Annotated in this window: 21 protein-coding genes and 1 pseudogene; 10 read left to right on the top strand and 12 right to left on the bottom strand. The window is 67.7% G+C overall.

The window, feature by feature from the left end; all coding sequences use genetic code 11:
- Position 1: 1 nt before the first annotated feature.
- Both A9W99_RS15020 and A9W99_RS15015 read right to left on the bottom strand, forming a co-directional pair.
- Positions 2-814, bottom strand: coding sequence for a GCN5 family acetyltransferase (locus A9W99_RS15020; protein ID WP_067379212.1), 813 nt, complete (start codon positions 812-814; stop codon positions 2-4).
- The gene (locus A9W99_RS15015) at positions 814-1,407 is read right to left on the bottom strand and encodes a peptide deformylase (RefSeq protein WP_067379209.1); all 594 of its coding nucleotides are present in this window, start codon (positions 1,405-1,407) and stop codon (positions 814-816) included. The genes A9W99_RS15020 and A9W99_RS15015 overlap by 1 nt, the downstream gene beginning before the upstream one ends.
- 211 nt (positions 1,408-1,618) lie before the next feature.
- Here A9W99_RS15015 and A9W99_RS15010 point away from each other — a divergent pair, with 211 nt between their 5' ends.
- From A9W99_RS15010 to A9W99_RS14990, 5 genes are all read left to right on the top strand, one after another.
- Positions 1,619-1,927 carry a DUF3263 domain-containing protein gene (locus A9W99_RS15010; RefSeq protein WP_007167558.1) on the top strand — a complete coding sequence of 103 codons (309 nt, stop codon included), beginning with the start codon at positions 1,619-1,621 and terminating at the stop codon, positions 1,925-1,927.
- A 64-nt stretch (positions 1,928-1,991) separates the two neighbouring features.
- The gene (locus A9W99_RS15005; RefSeq protein WP_067379207.1) at positions 1,992-2,471 is read left to right on the top strand and encodes a LytR C-terminal domain-containing protein; all 480 of its coding nucleotides are present in this window, start codon (positions 1,992-1,994) and stop codon (positions 2,469-2,471) included.
- A gap of 180 nt (positions 2,472-2,651) precedes the next feature.
- On the top strand, positions 2,652-3,377 hold the full coding sequence (locus tag A9W99_RS15000; protein ID WP_067379204.1) for a superoxide dismutase family protein: 726 nt from the start codon (positions 2,652-2,654) through the stop codon (positions 3,375-3,377).
- Complete coding sequence (locus tag A9W99_RS14995) at positions 3,358-4,521, top strand: glutamate--cysteine ligase (RefSeq protein ID WP_082930006.1); 1,164 nt, start codon at positions 3,358-3,360, stop codon at positions 4,519-4,521. The genes A9W99_RS15000 and A9W99_RS14995 overlap by 20 nt, the downstream gene beginning before the upstream one ends.
- 3 nt (positions 4,522-4,524) lie before the next feature.
- On the top strand, positions 4,525-5,175 hold the full coding sequence (locus A9W99_RS14990; protein ID WP_067379196.1) for an LON peptidase substrate-binding domain-containing protein: 651 nt from the start codon (positions 4,525-4,527) through the stop codon (positions 5,173-5,175).
- On the opposite strand, the gene A9W99_RS14985 is transcribed toward A9W99_RS14990, so the two are convergent.
- Together A9W99_RS14985 and A9W99_RS14980 are read right to left on the bottom strand one after the other, a co-directional pair.
- Positions 5,073-5,603, bottom strand: coding sequence for a hypothetical protein (locus A9W99_RS14985; protein ID WP_253869882.1), 531 nt, complete (start codon positions 5,601-5,603; stop codon positions 5,073-5,075). The two genes, A9W99_RS14990 and A9W99_RS14985, sit on opposite strands and share 103 nt — an antisense overlap.
- A gap of 57 nt (positions 5,604-5,660) precedes the next feature.
- The gene (locus tag A9W99_RS14980) at positions 5,661-6,461 is read right to left on the bottom strand and encodes a DUF2867 domain-containing protein (RefSeq protein WP_067379183.1); all 801 of its coding nucleotides are present in this window, start codon (positions 6,459-6,461) and stop codon (positions 5,661-5,663) included.
- Between the two features lie 21 nt (positions 6,462-6,482).
- Here A9W99_RS14980 and A9W99_RS14975 point away from each other — a divergent pair, with 21 nt between their 5' ends.
- On the top strand, positions 6,483-7,079 hold the full coding sequence (locus A9W99_RS14975; protein ID WP_067379181.1) for a TetR/AcrR family transcriptional regulator: 597 nt from the start codon (positions 6,483-6,485) through the stop codon (positions 7,077-7,079).
- Here the strand turns inward: A9W99_RS14975 and A9W99_RS14970 are convergent.
- Genes A9W99_RS14970 through A9W99_RS14960 form a run of 3 tightly spaced genes read right to left on the bottom strand, consistent with a single transcriptional unit; the run spans position 7,053 to position 10,836 of the window.
- Complete coding sequence (locus A9W99_RS14970) at positions 7,053-9,245, bottom strand: AAA family ATPase (protein WP_067379179.1); 2,193 nt, start codon at positions 9,243-9,245, stop codon at positions 7,053-7,055. The genes A9W99_RS14975 and A9W99_RS14970 overlap by 27 nt on opposite strands.
- The gene (pssA, locus tag A9W99_RS14965) at positions 9,242-10,144 is read right to left on the bottom strand and encodes a CDP-diacylglycerol--serine O-phosphatidyltransferase (RefSeq protein ID WP_067379177.1); all 903 of its coding nucleotides are present in this window, start codon (positions 10,142-10,144) and stop codon (positions 9,242-9,244) included. Before pssA ends, A9W99_RS14970 begins: the two co-directional genes overlap by 4 nt.
- Positions 10,141-10,836 carry a phosphatidylserine decarboxylase gene (locus tag A9W99_RS14960; protein WP_067379175.1) on the bottom strand — a complete coding sequence of 232 codons (696 nt, stop codon included), beginning with the start codon at positions 10,834-10,836 and terminating at the stop codon, positions 10,141-10,143. Before A9W99_RS14960 ends, pssA begins: the two co-directional genes overlap by 4 nt.
- A 141-nt stretch (positions 10,837-10,977) precedes the next feature.
- Between A9W99_RS14960 and A9W99_RS14955 the strand changes: the two genes are divergently transcribed.
- A complete protein-coding gene (locus tag A9W99_RS14955; RefSeq protein WP_067379173.1) occupies positions 10,978-12,177 on the top strand; it encodes an MFS transporter in 1,200 nt (399 codons plus the stop codon).
- Here the strand turns inward: A9W99_RS14955 and glp are convergent.
- Together glp and A9W99_RS14945 are read right to left on the bottom strand one after the other, a co-directional pair.
- Positions 12,150-13,355 (bottom strand): gephyrin-like molybdotransferase Glp, encoded by a 1,206-nt coding sequence (glp, locus tag A9W99_RS14950; RefSeq protein ID WP_067379170.1) that lies wholly within the window; start codon positions 13,353-13,355, stop codon positions 12,150-12,152. The two genes, A9W99_RS14955 and glp, sit on opposite strands and share 28 nt — an antisense overlap.
- Before the next feature lie 64 nt (positions 13,356-13,419).
- On the bottom strand, positions 13,420-13,914 hold the full coding sequence (locus A9W99_RS14945; protein WP_067379168.1) for a cupin domain-containing protein: 495 nt from the start codon (positions 13,912-13,914) through the stop codon (positions 13,420-13,422).
- A gap of 35 nt (positions 13,915-13,949) precedes the next feature.
- On the opposite strand from A9W99_RS14945, the gene A9W99_RS14940 reads away from it, so the two are divergent.
- The 3 genes from A9W99_RS14940 (at position 13,950) to A9W99_RS14930 (ending at position 17,482) form a co-directional block, all read left to right on the top strand.
- Positions 13,950-14,648, top strand: coding sequence for a M24 family metallopeptidase (locus A9W99_RS14940; protein WP_067379483.1), 699 nt, complete (start codon positions 13,950-13,952; stop codon positions 14,646-14,648).
- Between the two features lie 201 nt (positions 14,649-14,849).
- Positions 14,850-16,475 (top strand): chaperonin GroEL, encoded by a 1,626-nt coding sequence (gene groL / locus A9W99_RS14935; protein WP_067379165.1) that lies wholly within the window; start codon positions 14,850-14,852, stop codon positions 16,473-16,475.
- A 164-nt stretch (positions 16,476-16,639) separates the two neighbouring features.
- Entirely contained in the window at positions 16,640-17,482 is an 843-nt protein-coding gene (locus A9W99_RS14930) for a DUF559 domain-containing protein (protein ID WP_067379161.1), read from the top strand.
- Positions 17,483-17,537: 55 nt separating this feature from the next.
- On the opposite strand, the gene A9W99_RS14925 is transcribed toward A9W99_RS14930, so the two are convergent.
- From A9W99_RS14925 to A9W99_RS14915, 3 genes and pseudogenes are all read right to left on the bottom strand, one after another.
- A complete protein-coding gene (locus tag A9W99_RS14925) occupies positions 17,538-17,951 on the bottom strand; it encodes a hypothetical protein (RefSeq protein ID WP_067379157.1) in 414 nt (137 codons plus the stop codon).
- A 47-nt stretch (positions 17,952-17,998) separates the two neighbouring features.
- Positions 17,999-18,928, bottom strand: a pseudogene (locus A9W99_RS14920) (PPE family protein); the annotation flags it as partial.
- Positions 18,929-18,968: 40 nt separating this feature from the next.
- A partial coding sequence (locus tag A9W99_RS14915; protein WP_156623112.1) for an amidohydrolase family protein occupies positions 18,969-19,572 on the bottom strand: 604 nt, incomplete at its 5' end.

Raw genomic sequence — 19,572 nt, 5'->3', positions numbered from 1 at the left:
GCTAGAGGCTAACGGGCAGCCGGAAACAGCGACTGTGGTGGTGCAGCCGGAAACCCAGTGATTCGGCGAGGGCATTGCGGCCGGTCACTCGCAGGTAGCCGCGGGTAGCCCCACGACTCGCGCCCCACGCCAACAGTGCTTCGCACACTCGCTCGGAGCACTGGTCGTCGGCCGACAGGCCCACCCACCGGGTGCCGTCCGGCGCATCGGTGACCGCGGCGCGCGTGGCTGCCACGCCCGCCTCGGCGCCGAATGACACGCTGGCGTGGCGTTCGTCGTTGACTTGCACTCCTGCGTGACGCTCGAGCGAGCCGCCGGGTCCGCGCAAGTCGCACACCAGCATGCGGTGCATGCTCTCGGGGACGAGGTCCGACGGGGGCCGCAGCAAGCGATCGGGAATCAAGAGCAGCGGCGGCAGGCCGCGCCGGGTGTACCAGTCGGCGATTGCGGGGATCGTGCTGGCATCTGCCGAAACATCCAGTGGCACTGCTGAATTCGCTTCGAAGCCGGCCCCGCGGCCGGCGCGCAGCAGCCAGCCGTCCAGCCAGGCATGGTCCACCGCGGGCCAGGCCGTCGCCGCGGCGTGTTCGAGCGAACGAATCTGCGAGGTGCGCACCGGGGTGTCCGGAAGGACTCGCAGCGCCACCGCGTCGGCGGGCGCAAACTCGACCACTGCACCCGCCTTCGTCCGCACCCGCACCACGGGATCGATCGCCAGCAGGTGGCCCACCGCGTCGGTCAGTGGCGGGACCGAACCCGCCGGCCGACGGTAGCGAACAGTCACCCGCGTGCCGAGGTCCGGCCACAAAACCATCAGTGACCGAACGGATCGGGTCCTTCACCCGGCGTCCAAGACAGTCCGGGAACGCCCCACCCGTGCGACTTGACGGCCCTCTTTGCGGCGCGGGCATGCCGGCCGATGAGGCGGTCCAGGTACAGGAACCCGTCGAGGTGCCCGGTCTCGTGCTGCAGCATGCGGGCGAACAGGCCGGTGCCCTCGATGGTGACCGGGGAGCCGTCGGCGCCCACGCCGGTGACCCGGGCCCACTTCGCGCGCCCGGTGGGGAATGCCTCACCGGGAACCGACAGGCAACCTTCGTCGTCGTTGTCCGGGTCGGGCATGGTCTCGGGCACCTCGGAGGTCTCCAGGACCGGGTTGACGACCACGCCGCGGCGGCGGGCGGTCATGCCGCGGTCCTCGGCGCAGTCGTAGACGAACAACCGCAGGCCGTGCCCGATCTGGTTGGCGGCCAGGCCGACCCCGTGTGCGGCGTCCATGGTGTCGTACATGGTCGAGATCAGCTCGACGACCTCTGGAGGGAGCGATCCGTCCGCGGCCACCTGAACCGGCGCCGTGGGAGTGTGCAGGACGGGATCTCCCACAATGCGGATCGGAACGACTGCCATGGTCGGCTAGCTTAAATCGTGCCGCTAGCGTGGACCGGCGCCGGGGAGCGGCGTTGGGACCGCAGCGGGCAATCCAGCAAGTATGCCGACTCGCGGGTCTGCATTCCGGCGCAACAGTTACCGGCGTGGTTCAATATTCGCCGAAACGTGCCCGTATGTAAGTCAACTCATAGTGCAAGAGATTTCGCCGGAAGGGTCCAGGGGAAGCGATATGGACAGCGCCATGGCGCGGGCAAATCGATCGGGGGACGACGCTGAAATCGCCGATGGGCTGACTCGCCGCGAACACGACATCTTGGCGTTCGAACGGCAATGGTGGAAGTTCGCCGGCGTCAAGGAAGAAGCCATCAAAGAGTTGTTCTCGATGTCGGCGACGCGGTATTACCAGGTGCTCAATGCGCTGGTTGATCGGCCCGAAGCGCTGGCCGCCGACCCGATGTTGGTCAAGCGGCTGCGACGGCTGCGCGCCAGCCGTCAGAAGGCACGCGCCGCGCGCCGCCTGGGCTTCGAGGTGACCTGACACCCGCGCGTTTCCGCAGGCGCTTTTGCAGGTTCTGGCCTTCCGCTGGCTACAGTGAAACGCGATGAATACCCGCGTGCCCGACTCTTCGGGGCTGCCCCTGCGAGCCATGGTGATGGTCCTGTTGTTCCTCGGCGTCATCTTCCTGCTGCTCGGGCTGCGGGCGCTGAGCGGGTCGGGGAACTCCGACGAATACTCGTCTCCGTCGTCCGCCACCAGCGCTTCAGCGACGGCGGCGCCGAACCCGACCAGCGGTAAACCCGCCGGCCAGGTCGCAGTCAGGGTGCTCAATATCAGTGAGATAGAGGGCATCGCTAGGCGCACCGCTGATCAACTCAAGGCAGCCGGTTTCAACGTCGCCGAGCCCGGCAACCTGAAGCCGGCGCCGCCGGAGGTTACAGCCACCACCGTTTACTACGGCGATGCTGAGGGTGAGAAGGCCACGGCGGAAGCGGTGGGAAAGAACTTGGGAGCACCGGTGGAGCGGCGGATCGCTGCGCTCGCCGACCAGCCGCCCGGCGTCATCGTCCTGGTGACGGGCTGAGGTTGCGGGTGAGCTGATGGCGTTGCCTGTGAACTGACGGCGTTGGGTGTGCACGCACGGCGGGATCTGGGCGATTTTTCGCCGTGGGCTCACCCGCAAAACCGTGGTTTCACAACCAAAGCCGTGGACTCACTGCGCAGAACGCTTCGCGCGGATCGTTGCCAGGTTAGGCTGCTCGCTATGCGTATGCTCGCCGGTCACCGCAAAGCCGTCATGTCCGCGCTGTCCGCGGTCAGTTGTGTCGCGCTGTTCAGCGCCTGCGCGTCACCTCAGCAACCGTCCACGACACAGGGCACCACGCCGTCGGTGTGGACCGGATCGTCGGGGCCGTCGACTCACGCCGGCACCGCGAGCCCGGGGCCCTCGAGCAGCCCGGGTGCGCCGGCGGGGCAGAGCCTGACCACGCAGCTGAAGGCGCCCGACGGCAGCGAGGTGGCCACGGCCAAGTTCGAGTTCAACAACGGCTACGTCACCATCACCATCACCACGACCGGCACTCAATTGAGTCCCGGCTTCCACGGGGTCCATATTCACAAGGTGGGCAAGTGTGAGCCCAACTCCGTCGCCCCGACGGGCGGTGACACGCGCGGCGACTTCCTGTCCGCCGGTGGCCACTTCCAGTTGCCCGGTCACACCGGACATTCCAGCGGAGACCTGACGTCATTGCAGGTGCGCGGGGACCACCACGCGCTGCTGGTGACCACCACGGACGCCTTCACCATGAACGATCTGCTGGCCGGCGAGAAGACCTCGATCATCATTCACGCCGGCTCCGACAACTTCGCCAACATCCCGCCGGATCGCTACACCCAAATCAAAGGCGGGGCACCAGGTCCCGACGAGATCACGATGACCACAGGTGACGCCGGCAAGCGGGTGGCGTGCGGTGTCATCGGTGCCGGCTAGCGCACCTGTCAACAGGGGCCCCAAAAAGAGTCAGGCCCATATCGATTTCGCCAGCTCGCCGCGGCCGACGGTCGGGGTGGAATGGGAATTCGCACTCGTCGATGCTCAGACTCGCGACCTGAGCAACGAAGCCACCGCTGTCATCGCCGAGATCGGCGAAAACCCGCGCGTACACAAGGAATTGCTGCGCAACACCGTCGAAGTCGTCAGCGGTGTCTGCGAATGTGCCGCCGAAGCGATGGAAGACCTGCGCGAAACATTGGGCCCCGCAAGGCGAATCGTCCGGGATCGCGGCATGGAGCTGTTCTGCGCGGGCACTCACCCGTTTGCCCGGTGGTCGCGCCAGAAGCTCACCGACGCGCCCCGTTACGCCGAGCTGATCAAGCGCACCCAGTGGTGGGGCCGCCAGATGCTGATCTGGGGAGTCCATGTACACGTCGGAATCTCCTCGGCCGCAAAAGTAATGCCGATCATGACGTCATTGCTCAACTATTACCCGCATCTGTTGGCGCTGTCCGCCTCGTCACCGTGGTGGGGCGGCGAAGACACCGGCTACGCCAGCAACCGGGCGATGATGTTTCAGCAGCTGCCCACCGCGGGACTGCCGTTTCACTTTCAGACTTGGGCGGAGTTCGAAGGCTTTGTCTACGACCAGAAGAAGACCGGCATCATCGACCACATGGACGAAATCCGTTGGGACATAAGGCCTTCGCCGCATCTAGGCACCCTCGAGGTGCGGATCTGCGACGGCGTGTCGAACCTGAGCGAGCTGGCCGCGCTGGTTGCGTTGACGCACTGCCTGATCGTCGATCTGGACCGACGGCTCGACGCCGGCGAGAAACTGCCGACCATGCCCCCCTGGCATGTGCAGGAGAACAAGTGGCGTGCGGCCCGCTACGGACTGGACGCCGTGATCATCCTGGACGCCGACAGCAACGAGCGGCTGGTCACCGATGATCTCACCGATGTGTTGAACCAATTGGAGCCGATCGCCGCGTCATTGCACTGCGCCGACGAACTGGCGGCGGTGGCCGACATCTCCCGTCGGGGCGCGTCGTACCAGCGGCAGCGACGGGTGGCCGAGGAACATGACGGCGACCTGCGCGCGGTTGTCGACGCACTGGTTGCCGAGCTGGAGATCTGACCGATGGCGGCTGAACCGGCCTCCGTGTGCGCGATGTTTCCACTGGAAACGGCGTTGCTGCCGAACCAGGACCTGCCGTTGCGAATCTTCGAGCCGCGTTACAGCGCGTTGGTCCAGCAGTGCCTCGCGACCGAAGAGCCGTTCGGTGTGGTGCTGATCTCGGCGGGCCGTGAGGTCGGTGGTGGTGACGTGCGCTGTGACGTCGGAGTGCTGGCCCGCATCGCCGCATGTGTGGACCATGGCGCTGGCCGGTACGCGTTGGATTGCCGGACCGGCGAGCGGATTCGGGTGCTCGACTGGCTGCCCGACGATCCTTACCCGCGTGCGACGGTGGAACCCTGGCCCGACGAGCCCGGCGATCCGGTGATCGAAGCCCAGATCGTGGAGCTTGAAGACCGGGTGATGGCGTTGTTCGAGCGGATCGCGACCGCCCGCGGTGCGCGGCTGCCGGGTCGCGACGTGCTGCTCGACTACGGCGACGTCGACCGCGACGACGCGGGGGAGCGATTGTTCGCGCTGGCGTCCCGTATCCCGATGGGTGCGGCCGACTGCTACGCGGTGCTATCGGCGCCGTCTGCCGCCGACCGGTTGGTCGCTCTGACCGAGGCCGTCGATTCGGTGGCCGCGATGGTCGAGTTCCAGCTGTCCGAATAGTTCTCGGCCAGCGACTTCAGCGTCAGCAATTGCTTTCGCATCATCACCAGGTCGCCCAGCGCGAGAAGGCGAGCGAGCAGTGACGGTCCGGCGAACCACACCCGCGCGTGCAAACGCGTGCTAGCGCCCTCGGGTCGAACGGCGTAGGTCACGGCCACTCCCTTGGCGCGCAGGGTGATGTGCTCGTCGTCGACGAACGAATGCAGCGCGAACAACGTCATGAAGCGCTGTCCGACTTCGAGGCGGACGAGTTCGGGGTCGCGCTTTCGAGGGCTGCGTCGGCCGAAATTGTCCAGGAGGTCGTAGCTGTACGGCGCCACGCGCAGCTGGCATAGCCAGGCGAACACCATCGACGGCGAAGCATCGATGCTGATCGCGCGATCTGCCTGGATGCCGAGTGGGCATAGTGCGTCACAGGGCAGCGCCACGGTTCGTTCCGACGCACTTGCGCCCCACGTTGCACCGGGAATCATGCAACTCACGTCCTAACTTGCAGCTATCCGACTTAGGCCAAGACGAGCGCTGCGCTCCATCAGCCGCGGTGCCACCGCCCGGTGCAGTGGCCCGATCATCGCCCAGACCGTTCGGGCGGCGATCTTGCGACAGAAATGCAGGCGAGTGGTGAGTACGGCGCGCCCTTCCTGGCGTCGCAGCGTCAGTTGGCCGCGCATGAGCGGCCCGGCCGTCGCTAGCACGATCTCATCGTGATCCGAAAGTATGATCGGCCAGCCGATTACGTACTCGGGCGAGGAAAAAGGACCCAGGCGAAATCTCAGCACGTGGCGGTGAATCCACAAGACCATGCTCCCCAGTGCGCCCGGATTGCGCCCCAGCGCGTCGCGCAACGCTTGTTCGGCACTCCGAAGGTCGCCATGAAGGATCGGGACTTCGAAGACGTCCACGTAGTCGGCCTCGGTCTCGCCGGTCTGTGCCGCAATCCTTTTCAGCGTCCAGCGCACGGCAACACGGTGCCCGCCGGAGCCGATGACGAGCGCGCGATAGATCTTGCCGTGCAGTCCGGGAAAGGCGGCCCAGGTCAGCGCCCGCACTCGGGTACCTGGCCCCTCGGCGTCCAGCTCGAACACCCACCGGTAGATCGCGAACGGATGCCGGCCCTTCAAGGCCAACCGTCGCGGCTCCGTCGCCTCATCGAGCACGAAGCCGAATGGCACGGTCGACGGATCCTGCGGATCGCGGCACATCACGCGCAGCAGCGCCGACCACACTTCCGCGGCCGATGCGTCAATTGAGATAGCATGCTCATCGATATAGGGCAATCGTTCCATATAAAAGGACTGTACTAGATCGTGGCACCTCCGCGGAAGCATGAAACCGATGTGATCCTCGACGCAACGCGCGACCTGGTGCTGGCGCACGGGCCGCGCGCGGCGAGTGTGGCGGCGATCGCGAAAGCCAGCGGCGCGCCGGCCGGCACGCTGTATCACCGGTTCGGCAATCGTGACGGCGTGGTGACCGCCGCCTGGCTGCGCGCACTCGAGCGTTTCCAATCGCGCGCGCTCGCCGCCGGGGCCGACGACCCGCTGGACACCGCGACGGCCATGGCCGTCGCGGCGATCAGCTTCGCGCGCGAGCTCCCGGACGACGCGCGGCTGCTGTTGACCATCCGGCCCGGCGACCTGCGCGACGGTCAACCCGACGCGGCGTTCCAGAAGACCATCGCCGCCATGAACGCCCCGCTGATCGAGCGGCTGCGCGAGTTGGCCGAAAACCTTTACGGCAGCAGCGATTCGCGGGCGGTAGACGCGGTCAGCAGGGCCGTGGCCGATCTGCCCTACGCGGTCGTGCGGCGTCATGCACGCGACGATCGGATGCCCGAGTGGCTGGAGGCCGACGTCGCGGCCGCCGTCCGCGGGGCATTACAGAGCTTTGGCGAACGTGCGTAGCGAATCCACCTGCAGCGGATCCAACGACGGGCGCGCGGCCTGACGGGCCGCTTGCAGGTCGGCGGCGGTCACGTCGGCGGCGTCGATGGACCGCCGCATCGCCGTCAAAGCGGCCTCTCGCAGCAGGGCCACGCAATCGGCGGCGCTGTAGCCGTCCAGCCCGGCGGCCACCTCGTCGAGGTCGACGTCGGCGCTCAGCGGAATCGATTTGCCTGCGGTCCGCAGGATTTCACCCCGGGCCTCGGCGTCGGGCGGCTCGACGAACACCAGCCGCTCCAGGCGGCCCGGCCGCAGCAGCGCCGGATCGATCAGGTCGGGCCGATTGGTCGCGCCCAGCACGACGACGTCGCGCAACGGGTCGATGCCGTCTAGCTCGGTCAGCAGGGCCGCCACCACGCGGTCGGAAACGCCGGAGTCGAAGCTCTGACCGCGCCGCGGCGCCAGCGCGTCCACCTCGTCGAGGAACACCAGCGACGGCGCCGAATCGCGCGCCCGCCGGAACAATTCCCGGACCGCCTTCTCCGAGGAGCCCACCCACTTGTCCATCAGCTCGGAGCCTTTGACCGCATGCACGCTCAGCTGCCCGCTGCTGGCCAGCGCGCGGACCACGAACGTCTTGCCGCAGCCGGGCGGCCCGTACAGCAACACGCCGCGCGGCGGGTCGACGCCCAACCGGGCGAAGGTGTCGGGATGTTGCAACGGCCACAGCACCGCTTCGGTCAGGGCTTGCTTGGCATCCGCCATGTCGCCGACGTCGTCGAGCGTCACGTTTCCGACGCTGATCTCTTCGCCGGCCGAACGCGACAGCGGCCGGATCACGGTCAGCGCGCCCAGCAGATCGGCCTGGATCAGGGCCGGTGGCAGGCCGTCGGCCCCCCCCCCCGCCGCCGCCCGCAACGCCGCCTCACGCAACAGCGCGGCCAGATCGGCGACCACGAAACCCGGTGTGCGACTGGCAATCTCGTCGAGATCCAAGTCGCCGGTGGGTACCGGCTTGAGCAGCGCCTCCAGCAACGCCTTCCGGGTTCCGGCGTCGGGCAGCGGCAGGCCCAGCTCCCGGTCGCACAGCTCGGGCGAACGCAGGCGCGGATCGAGTTGGTCCGGCCGTGCTGAGGTGGCGATCAGCGCGACTCCGTCGGTGGCCACCGCCGTGCGAAGCTCGGCCAGGATCAGCGCGGCCACCGGCTCGGCGGTCGCCGGCAGCAGCGCGTCGACGTCGGTGATCAGCAATACCCCGCCGCCGTCAGAAACCGCATTCACAGCAGACGTCACGGCTTTGAGCCGGTCTTCAGCCGCCAGCGCGCCGGCCTCCGGGCCGTCCAGTTCCACCAGCCGCCGGCCCGCGCATACCGCACGCACCAGTGTCACCTTACCGACGCCGGCCGGACCCGACACCAGCACGCCCAAGTTGGTGCCCGCACCCAGCGTCTTGAGCAGGTGCGGCTCGTCGAGCGCCAGCTTGAGCCATTCGGTGAGCTTGGCGGCTTGCGGCTGAGCACCCTTGAGTTCCTCGACCTGGATTTCGGGACTGGCGATTTGGGTGGTGGCCGCTTGTAAGCCCTCCGGCCCCCCCGGAAAAGCGATGCCCCAGCTGACCAATGTGTTGGGTTGCACGCTGACCGGTCCGGCCGGGTCGACGCCGGTGACGGTCAGCAGCTCGGACGTCCAGCTGATCCCGACGGACGCCGCCAGCGCACGAGTGGCCGCTGACGTCGAGGTCCCCGGACCGAGGTCGCGCGGCAGCAGCGACACGGCGTCGCCGACGGTCATCACCTTGCCGAGCAGGGCCTGCCGCAGGGTGAACGACGAGATCGACTGGGTGGCCAGCGCGGATCCGCTCAGCGTCACCGACCGCGCGCCATAGACCACGACCGGGCTGACGATCACCGCGGTGCCCTCTCGCAGCCCAGCGTTGGACAGCGTCACGTCGTCGAGCAGCATCGTGCCGACCGGAACATCCGGCTCGGACATGCCGGCCACCGCCGCAGTGGTCCGCGACCCGGTCAACGACACCGCATCCCACTCCCGAATGCCAAGGGCGGCAACAGCACTCGGGTGCAACCGGACAACGCCGCGACGCGAGTCGACCGCGGAGGTGTTCAGCCTGGCGGTGAGCGTCAACTGGCGGCCCGGGTCCCCGGATCGGGACGAGGTCGGGGAAGTCACTGCGGTCGTCCACCCGGCTTGCGCAGGCCCAGCCGCGCCATCGAGCGTCCGCTCGGCTTACGCATCCCCAACCGCGCCATCGACCGGCGGTGCGGCTGGGCCCTGCGGTCCGCGCGCCGCACGGCGCGTCGTTCCTTGGGTTTGTCGTCCCAGACCTCAGGGTGTTGGTCCAGCCAGCGCTTGGTGCGGATCGCGAACGGCACGTGGCACAGGTAGGCGATGATGATCACCCAGATCGTGATGAAGGGCTGCCATACCGCGGCGGCCGCGACGATCGCCAGCCCGGCCAACAGTGCGGCCGCGTAGTTGGGTGGTACCCGCACGGCGTGCATCTTTCTCATCGGGATGCCGCTGACCAGAAGTATCGACGTCCCCGTCACCCAGATGCACATGAACCACACCGAGGTCCACCAGCCGTCATGAAACTCCAGCCTGAGCCCCATCAGGCCGATCAGCGACACGGCGCCTGCCGGGGCGGGCATCCCGACGAAGTATTCGTGCGCGTAGGGGGGCAGGGTTCCGTCGTCCTGTAATGCGTTGAATCTGGCCAGCCGTAGTACGACGCACACCGCGTACAGCAGTACCACCGCCCAGCCGACGGGCCACTTCGACAGCGATGACACGTAGAGCACCAGCGCCGGTGCCACGCCGAAATTCACCGCGTCGGCGAGGGAGTCGATTTCGGCACCCATGCGCGATTGGGCATCCAGGATGCGGGCCACCCGGCCGTCGAGTCCGTCCAGGATGGCGGCGGCGGTGATCAGCACCATCGCGGGCACCGGCTGGTGTTCGAGCGCGAACCTGATCGACGTCAGCCCCGCACAGATCGACAGCACCGTCATGGCGCTGGGCAGGATCTGCAGGTTTACCGCCCGTCTGCTGCGGGGCTTGTCGATCATGGCAACTCGGCCAGCACGGTTTCGCCGGCAATCGCGCGCTGCCTAAGCCGGACCAGCGGTTCGGTACCCGCCGGCAGGTAGGTGTCCAGCCGGGAGCCGAACCGGATCAGCCCGTAGGTGTCGCCGATCGACAGTTTGTCCCCGAGGTGCGCGTTGCACACGATGCGGCGCGCGACCAGTCCGGCAATCTGCACAGCGACGACCTCCGCACCGGTGGCCGTGCGGATCCGGATGCTGGTGCGCTCGTTCTCGGCGCTGGCCGCGGGCAGGTCGGCAGATCCGAAGCGGCCCGGCCGGTGTTGTACCGCGATCACCTCGCCGCTGACCGGGGCGCGCTGCACGTGGGCGTCCAATATCGACAGGAAGATGCTGACCCGCGGCAATGGCTCGTCGCCCATGCTGAGTTCGGCGGGCGGGGCGGCGGAGTCGATCAGGCAGACCAGGCCGTCCGCGGGCGCGACGACGGCGCCGGGCCGGGCGGGCGGCACCCGCGGCGGATGGCGGAAGAACCCGGCACAGGCCGCCGCAGCGAGCAGGCCGCTCCGGCGCAGCCACGGGTGTCGGCGGCCGGCCAAGGCTGCGGCCAAACCGGCCGCGATGAACGGCCGCCCGGCGGGATGTACCGGCGGAACGGTGGAGCGCACCAAGTCCACGAGGTGCGCAGGGCCTTCAGGGCGGGGGCGTCTTGCCACGCGGTCATCTTACGGAGCCAACGGTTGATCTGCGCCCGTGTGGGGAACTGGCATGATCGGGGTTGGCCGCCGCGGTCCAACTGACGCATTCGAGGGGACTGACGTATTTTCCAGCGATGGCTCGGTCGCGACGCCGGGCAACTGCGTCGCGCGAAGGTAGGGGTTACCGCTGCCTTCATCGCCCACGCAGTGGTGTTTTCGTCATGGGCGGCCCATATCCCGCACGTGAAGGCCGACCTCGGTTTGTCCGACCCGGCGCTGGGAACCGCGCTGTTCGGCGCACCGGTCGGTTCGGTAGTGGCCACCGTCTTGTGTCACTGGGCTGTTCCGCGGTGGGGCAGCCGCCGGATGGTTCGCGTCACGGTCGCCGGCTATGCGTGCGTCGGGGTGACGGTTGGTTTGGCCAGATCGGGCCCGCAGCTGTTTTTGGCGCTGGCGTTGTGGGGGATGTTCCAAAGCGCGCTCGACGTCGCGATGAACACTCAGGCCGCCACCATCGAGCGGGCCGCGCGAGCTCCGATGATGGCGCGCTTTCACGGGATGTGGAGTCTGGGTGCATTGCTGGGAGCCGTCATCGGTGCGGCGTCGGCCGGCGCCGGCGTTGGTCTCACCACCCAACTGGCGGTGCTGGGCGCTGTCGTTCTCGTTGTGGTGGGAGCGCTGACCCGGGACCTGCTGCCCGAGATAAACACAGCCGTGCCGGCCGCCGGCCCGTCGCAAACCGGAAAGCGAACCTGGATGACGCCGACGGTCGCCGTCCTCGCGGCAGTGTCGTTCGCGTCCTTCCTGTGCGAGGGCGCGGCGACCGACTGGTCGGCCAATTACCTGCACGAGGTCGTTGGTGCCGGTCCTGGCGTATCCGGGCTGAGCTACGCGGCATACACGTTGACCATGGTGGTGACCCGCTTCGGCGCGCTCCGGCTGCACTCCCGGGCTTCGAGCCGACGGTTGCTGCCAGCCCTGTCGCTGCTCGCGGCGGCGGGCATGAGCGTGACGCTGGCAGCCGCCAACCCGGTGGTCAGCGTGATCGGGTTCGCCACTCTTGGAGCGGGCGTAGCGCTGCTGGTCCCCACCGCGTTCAGTGCTGCGTACTCGGCCAGCAGCGCCGGGTCGGCGATCGCGATCGTGGCCGGCACCGGCTGGATGGGCTACCTGCTCGGTCCGCCGCTGATCGGCCACCTCGCCGGATGGGTCGGCTTATCGGCGGCGCTGATCATCATTCCGGTGACGATCTCGATCGCCGGAATCGTCATACGCTGCACGACGGCATTCGATGTCGCCGACGAATTCCACCGCGATGCGGCTGTCCCCGCTCAGCTGAGGTCCCAGACCTGCACCTGAGTTCCGGCCGACACTTCGACGACGTCCTCGGGGATGTCGAGCAGGCCGTTGGCCGACGCCAGCCAGCGCAGATGATGCGAGGCGGGCGGGCCGTAGCTGGTGACAGTGCCGGCCGCCGGGTCGAACACGGCGCGCCGGAACTGCCGCTTGCCGTGCGGCGACTTCAACGACTCGGTGAGCAGCGCGAGCCGGTGTGGTCGCTCCGCGTCCGGTAGCGCCACCGCCCTGCGCAGCGCGGGCCGGATGAACACCTCGAAGGACACCTGCGCGCTGACCGGGTTGCCGGGCAGGGTGACGATCGGTGTGCCGGCGACCCGTCCGACGCCCTGCGGCATGCCCGGCTGCATCGCGACCTTGACGAACTCGACCCCTTGGTCGCCGTCCCGGCCGAAGGCATCCTTGACCACCTCGTATGCGCCGGCGCTGACACCGCCGCTGGTGATGATCAGGTCTGCCTCCGCGGCGTACTCATTGAGCACCGCGCTGAATTGCGCGACGTCATCACCCGCTGTCGGGGTGCCGACGACGACCGCACCCGCGGCGCGGACCGCCGCGGCCAGCATGACCGAGTTGGACTCGTAGATCTGCCCGGGCCGCAGCGGGGTGCCCGGCGGCACCAGCTCCGATCCGGTGGAGATAACCAGCACGCGCTGGCGCGGGATCACCGTCAGCTGGTCCATTCCCAGCGCCGCGGCCAGCCCGAGCACCGCCGGCGTCACGACCTGGCCCGCGCGCAGGACGGTGGTGCCCGGGGCAACGTCTTCACCCGCGCGCCGAATGTGCGCGCCGGGCTGACGGGTCTGCCGGATCGCCACCGACTCGACACCGCCGTCGGTGTCTTCGACCGGCACGACGGCCGTCGCCCCGGCCGGTACCGGCGCCCCGGTCATGATCCGGTGCGCGGTGCCGGGTTTCAACGTCAGCTCGTCGGTGCGCCCGGCCGGTATGTCCTCGGCGACCGGCAGCACCACGGGCCGTTCCGCCGTCGCACTCGAGATGTCCTCGGCGCGTACGGCGTATCCGTCCATGGCGGAGTTGTCGAAGACGGGCAGGGAAAGCGGCGCCACCACGTCGTCGGCCAGCACCAGTCCTTGCGCCTCGGCGAGGGGAGTTGCGATGGCCGGGCGCGCGCGGATCATCTCGGCTACGACCCGCTGGTGTTCGGTGACTGACCGCATGAGTCAGAAGCCCACGCCGACGTTTGAGGTCATGGTCGTGAATCTACTCACCTGGGGCCGGCTGTTACGGCACCCAGTAGTTGTCGTGACGGATGAAGAACTCGCGGCGCTCGTTGTCGGTCATGTCGGCCAGGGTGGGTATGCCCTCGAAATAGCCTTCGCGCGGTCCGCCGGGAGCGAACAGCATCAGGATCGATGCGGGTTCGTCGGCGTCGTTGCGGAACCCGTGGATGCCGCCTGGCGGCACATACAAGTAGTCACCGGCGGACGCGTCGACCCAGTCCCGGCCGTCGTACATGCGCATGGTTCCGGACAGCACGAAGAACGACTCGGACATCGTCTTGTGGAAGTGCGGGCCCGGTCCGCCGGCGCCCGGAGCGATATCGACCCGATATAGACCGAAGTCGCCGTCGGCGGATTGCTGAGTGGCCAGGTAGTGGTATTTGGAGCCACCCAACTCGTAATCGGCCGGCTCGTCCGCGCGTTTGAGCCAGGCAGTGACTTCGCCGGCGTCGCCGGTGTAGCGGGGCGGTGGATAGGAAGGGGCTACGAGCGACATACCTCTAGTGTGACGGCGATAGCATCGCGAGGGTGGTGCAGAAGGCGACCGCCGAAGAAGTCCGAGTGGAACGGCTGCTCGACGCCGAGCGGAAGGCGGCGCAGCTCTTCGGCGAAATCGAGCGGCGCGGCATGATTCGCGCCGGCGTCGGGGAACAGCAGTTGTCCGACGACATTCGCGACCTCGCCGCGGACATGTTGGGAGTGACCCGCCACTGGCATCGGCGGATCGTGCGGGCTGGTGAAAATACCCTGCAGCCTTTCAACGAGCGGCCGCCGGATCGGGTGATTGCCGACGGCGACATCGTCTTCCTCGACCTGGGGCCGATTTTCGAGGAGTGGGAGGCGGACTTCGGCCGAACATTCGTGCTGAGCGACGACCCTTTCAAGGTGGCCGTCCGCGACGCCCTGCCGCGGGTGTGGCAGGCCGGTCGGCAGTATTTCAACGATCACCCTGACGTCACCGGCGCTGAATTGTTCGACTTCGTCGTCGGGGCGACGCACGCCGAGGGCTTCGAGTTCGCCAGTTCCATCGCCGGGCATCTGGTCGGCGAGTTCCCGCACAAGAAGATCGCCGGCACTGGGATCGAGTGGTACATCACGCGCGGATCGGACAAGCCGATGCGGCGTACGGACCCGGCCGGCCGAATCTGCCACTGGATCCTGGAAATTCACCTGGTCGACCGCGCCCGCGGCTTCGGCGGTTTCTATGAACAGTTGCTCGACGTGCCCTGAAGCCGCATCGAGGAGCCGGGTGTTCTTGCACTCGGCATAGGCGAGTGCTAAGAATGACGTTGGCACTCGCGACCGGTGAGTGCTAGGTCGGGACGGTGAGACTAGCTCTGGTCGTCCGTCGCGGGCACTGCACCCGGCCAGCGTAAGTAAAGAGGTCGCCCTGGCGACCCGTCATTCCCAATCCGGAGGAATCACTTCGCAATGGCCAAGACAATTGCGTACGACGAAGAGGCCCGTCGGGGCCTCGAGCGGGGCCTGAACAGCCTCGCCGACGCGGTAAAGGTGACGTTAGGCCCCAAGGGCCGCAACGTCGTCCTGGAGAAGAAGTGGGGCGCCCCCACGATCACCAACGATGGTGTGTCCATCGCCAAGGAGATCGAGCTGGAGGACCCGTACGAGAAGATCGGCGCTGAGCTGGTCAAGGAAGTCGCCAAGAAGACCGACGACGTCGCCGGTGACGGCACGACGACGGCCACGGTGCTGGCGCAGGCGCTGGTGCGTGAGGGCCTGCGCAACGTCGCGGCCGGCGCCAACCCGCTGGGCCTCAAGCGCGGCATCGAGAAGGCCGTGGAGAAGGTCACCGAGACCTTGCTCAAGTCGGCCAAGGAGGTCGAGACCAAGGACCAGATCGCAGCCACGGCAGCGATCTCCGCGGGCGACCAGTCGATCGGCGACCTGATCGCCGAGGCGATGGACAAGGTCGGCAACGAGGGCGTCATCACCGTCGAGGAGTCCAACACCTTCGGCCTGCAGCTCGAGCTCACCGAGGGCATGCGGTTCGACAAGGGCTACATTTCGGGCTACTTCGTCACCGACGCCGAGCGTCAGGAAGCGGTCCTGGAGGAGCCCTTCATCCTGTTGGTCAGCTCCAAGGTGTCGACGGTCAAGGACCTGTTGCCGCTGCTGGAGAAGGTCATCCAGGCCGGCAAGCCGCTGCTGATCATCGCCGAGGACGTCGAGGGTGAAGCGCTGTCCACCCTGGTCGTCAACAAGATCCGCGGCACCTTCAAGTCGGTGGCGGTCAAGGCCCCCGGCTTCGGTGACCGGCGCAAGGCGATGCTGCAGGACATGGCCATCCTCACCGGTGGTCAGGTGATCAGCGAAGAGGTCGGCCTGACCCTGGAGAACGCCGACACCTCGCTGCTGGGCAAGGCCCGCAAGGTGGTCATCACCAAGGACGAGACCACCATCGTCGAGGGCGCCGGTGACCCGGACGCCATCGCCGGACGGGTGTCTCAGATCCGCGCCGAGATCGAGAACAGCGACTCCGACTACGACCGCGAGAAGCTGCAGGAGCGTCTGGCCAAGCTGGCCGGCGGTGTTGCGGTGATCAAGGCCGGCGCCGCTACCGAGGTCGAGCTCAAGGAGCGCAAGCACCGCATCGAAGACGCGGTCCGCAACGCCAAAGCGGCCGTCGAGGAGGGCATCGTCGCCGGTGGTGGTGTCGCCCTGCTGCACTCGGCCCCGGCGCTGGACGAGCTGAACCTGTCGGGCGACGAGGCGACGGGCGCCAACATCGTCAAGGTGGCGCTCGAGGCTCCGCTGAAGCAAATCGCGTTCAACTCCGGGCTGGAGCCCGGCGTTGTCGCCGAGAAGGTCCGCAACTCGCCCGCCGGCACCGGCCTGAACGCCGCCACCGGTGAGTACGAGGACCTGCTCAAGGCCGGCGTCGCCGACCCGGTGAAGGTCACCCGTTCGGCGCTGCAGAATGCGGCGTCCATCGCGGGCCTGTTCCTCACCACCGAGGCCGTCGTCGCCGACAAGCCGGAGAAGGCGGCCGCTCCCGCGGGCGACCCGACCGGCGGCATGGGCGGGATGGACTTCTAGTCCCACGCACGGAAAAGCCCGGTCTGCATTGCAGGCCGGGCTTTTTCGCGCCGTCGTCGTGTCTCCGCGAGCGTGGGGGATAAGTACGTCCACACATCGAAATCCGTCCACAGACCCCACGTTCGCCGCATACCCAGCCGGGTGATGTCAGCGAATATGCCGGCGTGGGACCATTTCTCGGTAGTCAGGCGCTCAGACGCGGCGTTGTCACCCGCAACGACCTTCGCACGCGGTATCGGGCAGTGTTCCGCGACGTGTACATCGCCAGGGACGCAAAGCTGACAGCGGCGGCCAAAGCTCGTGCGGCGTGGCTGTCGACAGGTGGGATATTGGCTGGCCTATCCGCCGCCGCGGTCTTCGGGACCAAATGGCTCGATGACGCGGCGCCGGCCGAGATCGTGCGTCCTGGCCGGCACATTCAGCGAGGTATCGTCGCGCACAGTTATCAGCTGGCCGCTGACGAGGTGCGCACAATCCGCGGAATGCGTGTGACCACCGCGGCCCGAACGGCATTCGACATCGGCCGCGGCCTGCCGGTTGCCAAGGCGGTACCGATTCTCGACGCACTGTTCAATGCGACAGGCGCCAAACCTGCAGACGTTATCGCGGTGGCCGACCGGTACCCCGGCGCTCGCGGCATTCGGCGGCTGCGGGCTGCGCTGGACTTGGCCGATGGCGGCGCGGAGTCACCGCAGGAGACCAGAGTGCGACTACTGCTGGTCGGCGCTGGACTTCCGAGGCCCGAGACGCAGATCGAATTTCGTAATCTGCACAGGCGATGCATACGGGTTGACATGGGCTGGCGCCAGTGGAAGGTCGCCGTCGAATACGACGGGATTCAGCATTGGGATGACCCAGATCAGCGAGCCTGGGACATCGAGCGAATCGTGTTGCTGGAAGCGGCCGGCTGGTGTGTGATCAGAATCAGTGCGGCGATGCTGTCGCGGCGGCGGGTAATCGTCGAGCGCGTCAGGGCGAAGCTCGCCGAACGTGGGGCCTATGGATGACATCGAGCCGATTTCCGTACCTAACGCCCACGTTCGGCGTCGGCAGGTACAGCCATCAGGCCGGTTCGCTGAACACCACGCAGTCGTGCAGGCAACCCTTGGCGGCAGAGGGCGAGTCGGCCTCGCGGTGCAGCAGCGCGCGGGTGGGCGCCACGCCGCATCGCACGCTATCGGCCCCGTCCTCGGAAACCTCCGCGTGGCCGTCGACGATCAGCGAGTAGCCACCCGGTTCGCGCGGAGGCCACAGCAACGTCACGTCGCGGCGCCGAGCAAGGTTGGCGCGGGTGCGGCCCCCGATCAGCCCGACATCGATGAACGGCCCGGATCCACCGGGCAGATCTCGCAGAGTCGGCTCGACCGTGACGGTGTGCACGCGGTAGCCGTCATCGACGGTGATCAGGTAGGCGAACGGATAGTCGGTGAGCGCGGCGGCCAGCCGCTTGAAGTCCACCTTCTTTTTCGTACGCATCTTTTTGAGGATAGGCGGATTGGGCGAGGATAGGCGGATCAGGCCGGGCTGCCGACGGAAGTAGCTGCCGGGCCGGGAATGACCGCGCTGATCAGGCTGGGGCTGAGCAGACCCGAGCTGGCCACGCTCTGACCCAAGCCGCCCGAGGCGCCGGTGACATTGTCGAAGCCGAGCAAGCTGCTCACGTGTTGAGTGCTCTGGTTCAGCCAGCCGGTTTGTCCGAATCCGGCGTTCCAGAAGCCGAGGTTGGTGGCGCCGGTGTTGCCCACGCCTGGGTTGACGGCACTCAAGAGGCCCGTGTCGCCGGTGCCGGAGTGCCCAAAGCCGATGCTTTCACTGTTTAACAGGCCGGTGCCGACGGGATGCTCGCCGGTGAGACCGAACCCGGAGGTATTGGCGACGCCGAGGTGCCCGACATTCCCAAGCCCGACCTTCCCGAAGTCGAGTTCTTTCAGCACCTCGTCCCACGACGGCAGTTCTGCGAGCAACGCCGACGCGTTGGCGTGGTAACCCGACATCGCCGCCACGTCCATCGCCCACATCTGCTCGTACGCGGCCTCGACGTCCGCGATCGCGGGAGCGTTCTGGCCGAGCCAGTTCGTCGCGGCCAACACTCGTACCAGGCCACGATTGGCCGCCACCACGGCCGGCTGCACCGCCGCCGTCAGCGCCGCCTCAAACTCGCCCGCCACGGCGGTGGCCTGTCCCGCCGCACCTTCGGCCTGTGCCGCTGCAGTGCGCAGCCACGCCGCGTATTGCGACGCGACGGCCATCATCGCCGCCGACGAAGCGCCCAGCCAGGAACCACTCACCAGCTCGGAGGTGACAGCCCAAAACGACGCCGCGGACTGGGACAATTCCTCGGCCAAACTGCTCCACGCCGCGGCCGCGGCAAGCAACGGCCCGGAGCCCGGGCCGGTGAACATGAGTGCCGAATTAATCTCTGGCGGCAACCACGCATAATGCGGGTTTGTCACCAACTAAAACTATCGGGGAAGCCTCTCGGCCGTGGCCGTTTCAGCCGGACACCGGGCTGGGTTGACGCCCGCGGACCAGCCTGCCCGGACGGGCAGCGGTCGGCACGCCGTTCTCCGCGATCACCTGACCGGACACCACGGTCGCGACGTAGCCCTCTGCCGTTTGGTCCAGGCGCCGGCCGCCGGCCGGCAGGTCGTAACTGATCACCGGCTTGTGCAGGCGCAGGGCGGCATGGTCGATGACGTTGAGGTCGGCCTTGTAGCCGGCGGCGATGCGTCCGCGATCGGCCAGCCCGGCGATGCGGGCCGGCACGGAGGTGAGCTCGCGGATGGCCTCGGGCACCGTGAAGCGTCCGGCCTTGCGGTCGCGCGCCCAGTGCGCCAGGAAGAACGTCGAGTAGCTGGCGTCGCAGATCATCCCGTAGTGGGCGCCGCCGTCGCCGAGACCGAGCACCACGTCGTCGCGGTGCAACAGCTCGCCGACGGTGTTCAGCGAGTTGTTCTCCAGGTTGCTGGTGGCCACCAGCAGCATGGCCCGGCCGTCGTCGTCCAGCAGCCGGTCGTAGGCCTCTTCCATCGGGTTCACGCCGCGCGGCCGGGCCCGGGCCCCGATGCTGTCCGCGGGGTCCGGCTCGTAGTTGGGG

This window comes from Mycobacterium sp. 1164966.3, from assembly GCF_001665395.1.
GTDB lineage: Bacteria > Actinomycetota > Actinomycetes > Mycobacteriales > Mycobacteriaceae > Mycobacterium.
Note: the sequence above shows the minus strand (reverse complement) of the source record. Positions and strands in the feature narration are given on the sequence as shown.

Excerpts from the sequence above, each read along its gene's own strand:
- pssA (WP_067379177.1), bottom strand. The coding sequence starts at position 10,144 with ATGATCGACAAGCCCCGCAGCAGACGGGCGGTAAACCTGCAGATCCTG.
- A9W99_RS15015 (WP_067379209.1), bottom strand. The coding sequence starts at position 1,407 with ATGGCAGTCGTTCCGATCCGCATTGTGGGAGATCCCGTCCTGCACACT.
- groL (WP_067379165.1), top strand. The coding sequence starts at position 14,850 with ATGGCCAAGACAATTGCGTACGACGAAGAGGCCCGTCGGGGCCTCGAG.
- A9W99_RS15005 (WP_067379207.1), top strand. The coding sequence starts at position 1,992 with ATGAATACCCGCGTGCCCGACTCTTCGGGGCTGCCCCTGCGAGCCATG.
- A9W99_RS14925 (WP_067379157.1), bottom strand. The coding sequence starts at position 17,951 with ATGCGTACGAAAAAGAAGGTGGACTTCAAGCGGCTGGCCGCCGCGCTC.
- A9W99_RS15010 (WP_007167558.1), top strand. The coding sequence starts at position 1,619 with ATGGACAGCGCCATGGCGCGGGCAAATCGATCGGGGGACGACGCTGAA.
- A9W99_RS14980 (WP_067379183.1), bottom strand. The coding sequence starts at position 6,461 with ATGGAACGATTGCCCTATATCGATGAGCATGCTATCTCAATTGACGCA.
- glp (WP_067379170.1), bottom strand. The coding sequence starts at position 13,355 with ATGCGGTCAGTCACCGAACACCAGCGGGTCGTAGCCGAGATGATCCGC.
- A9W99_RS14945 (WP_067379168.1), bottom strand. The coding sequence starts at position 13,914 with ATGTCGCTCGTAGCCCCTTCCTATCCACCGCCCCGCTACACCGGCGAC.
- A9W99_RS15000 (WP_067379204.1), top strand. The coding sequence starts at position 2,652 with ATGCGTATGCTCGCCGGTCACCGCAAAGCCGTCATGTCCGCGCTGTCC.
- A9W99_RS14990 (WP_067379196.1), top strand. The coding sequence starts at position 4,525 with ATGGCGGCTGAACCGGCCTCCGTGTGCGCGATGTTTCCACTGGAAACG.
- A9W99_RS15020 (WP_067379212.1), bottom strand. The coding sequence starts at position 814 with ATGGTTTTGTGGCCGGACCTCGGCACGCGGGTGACTGTTCGCTACCGT.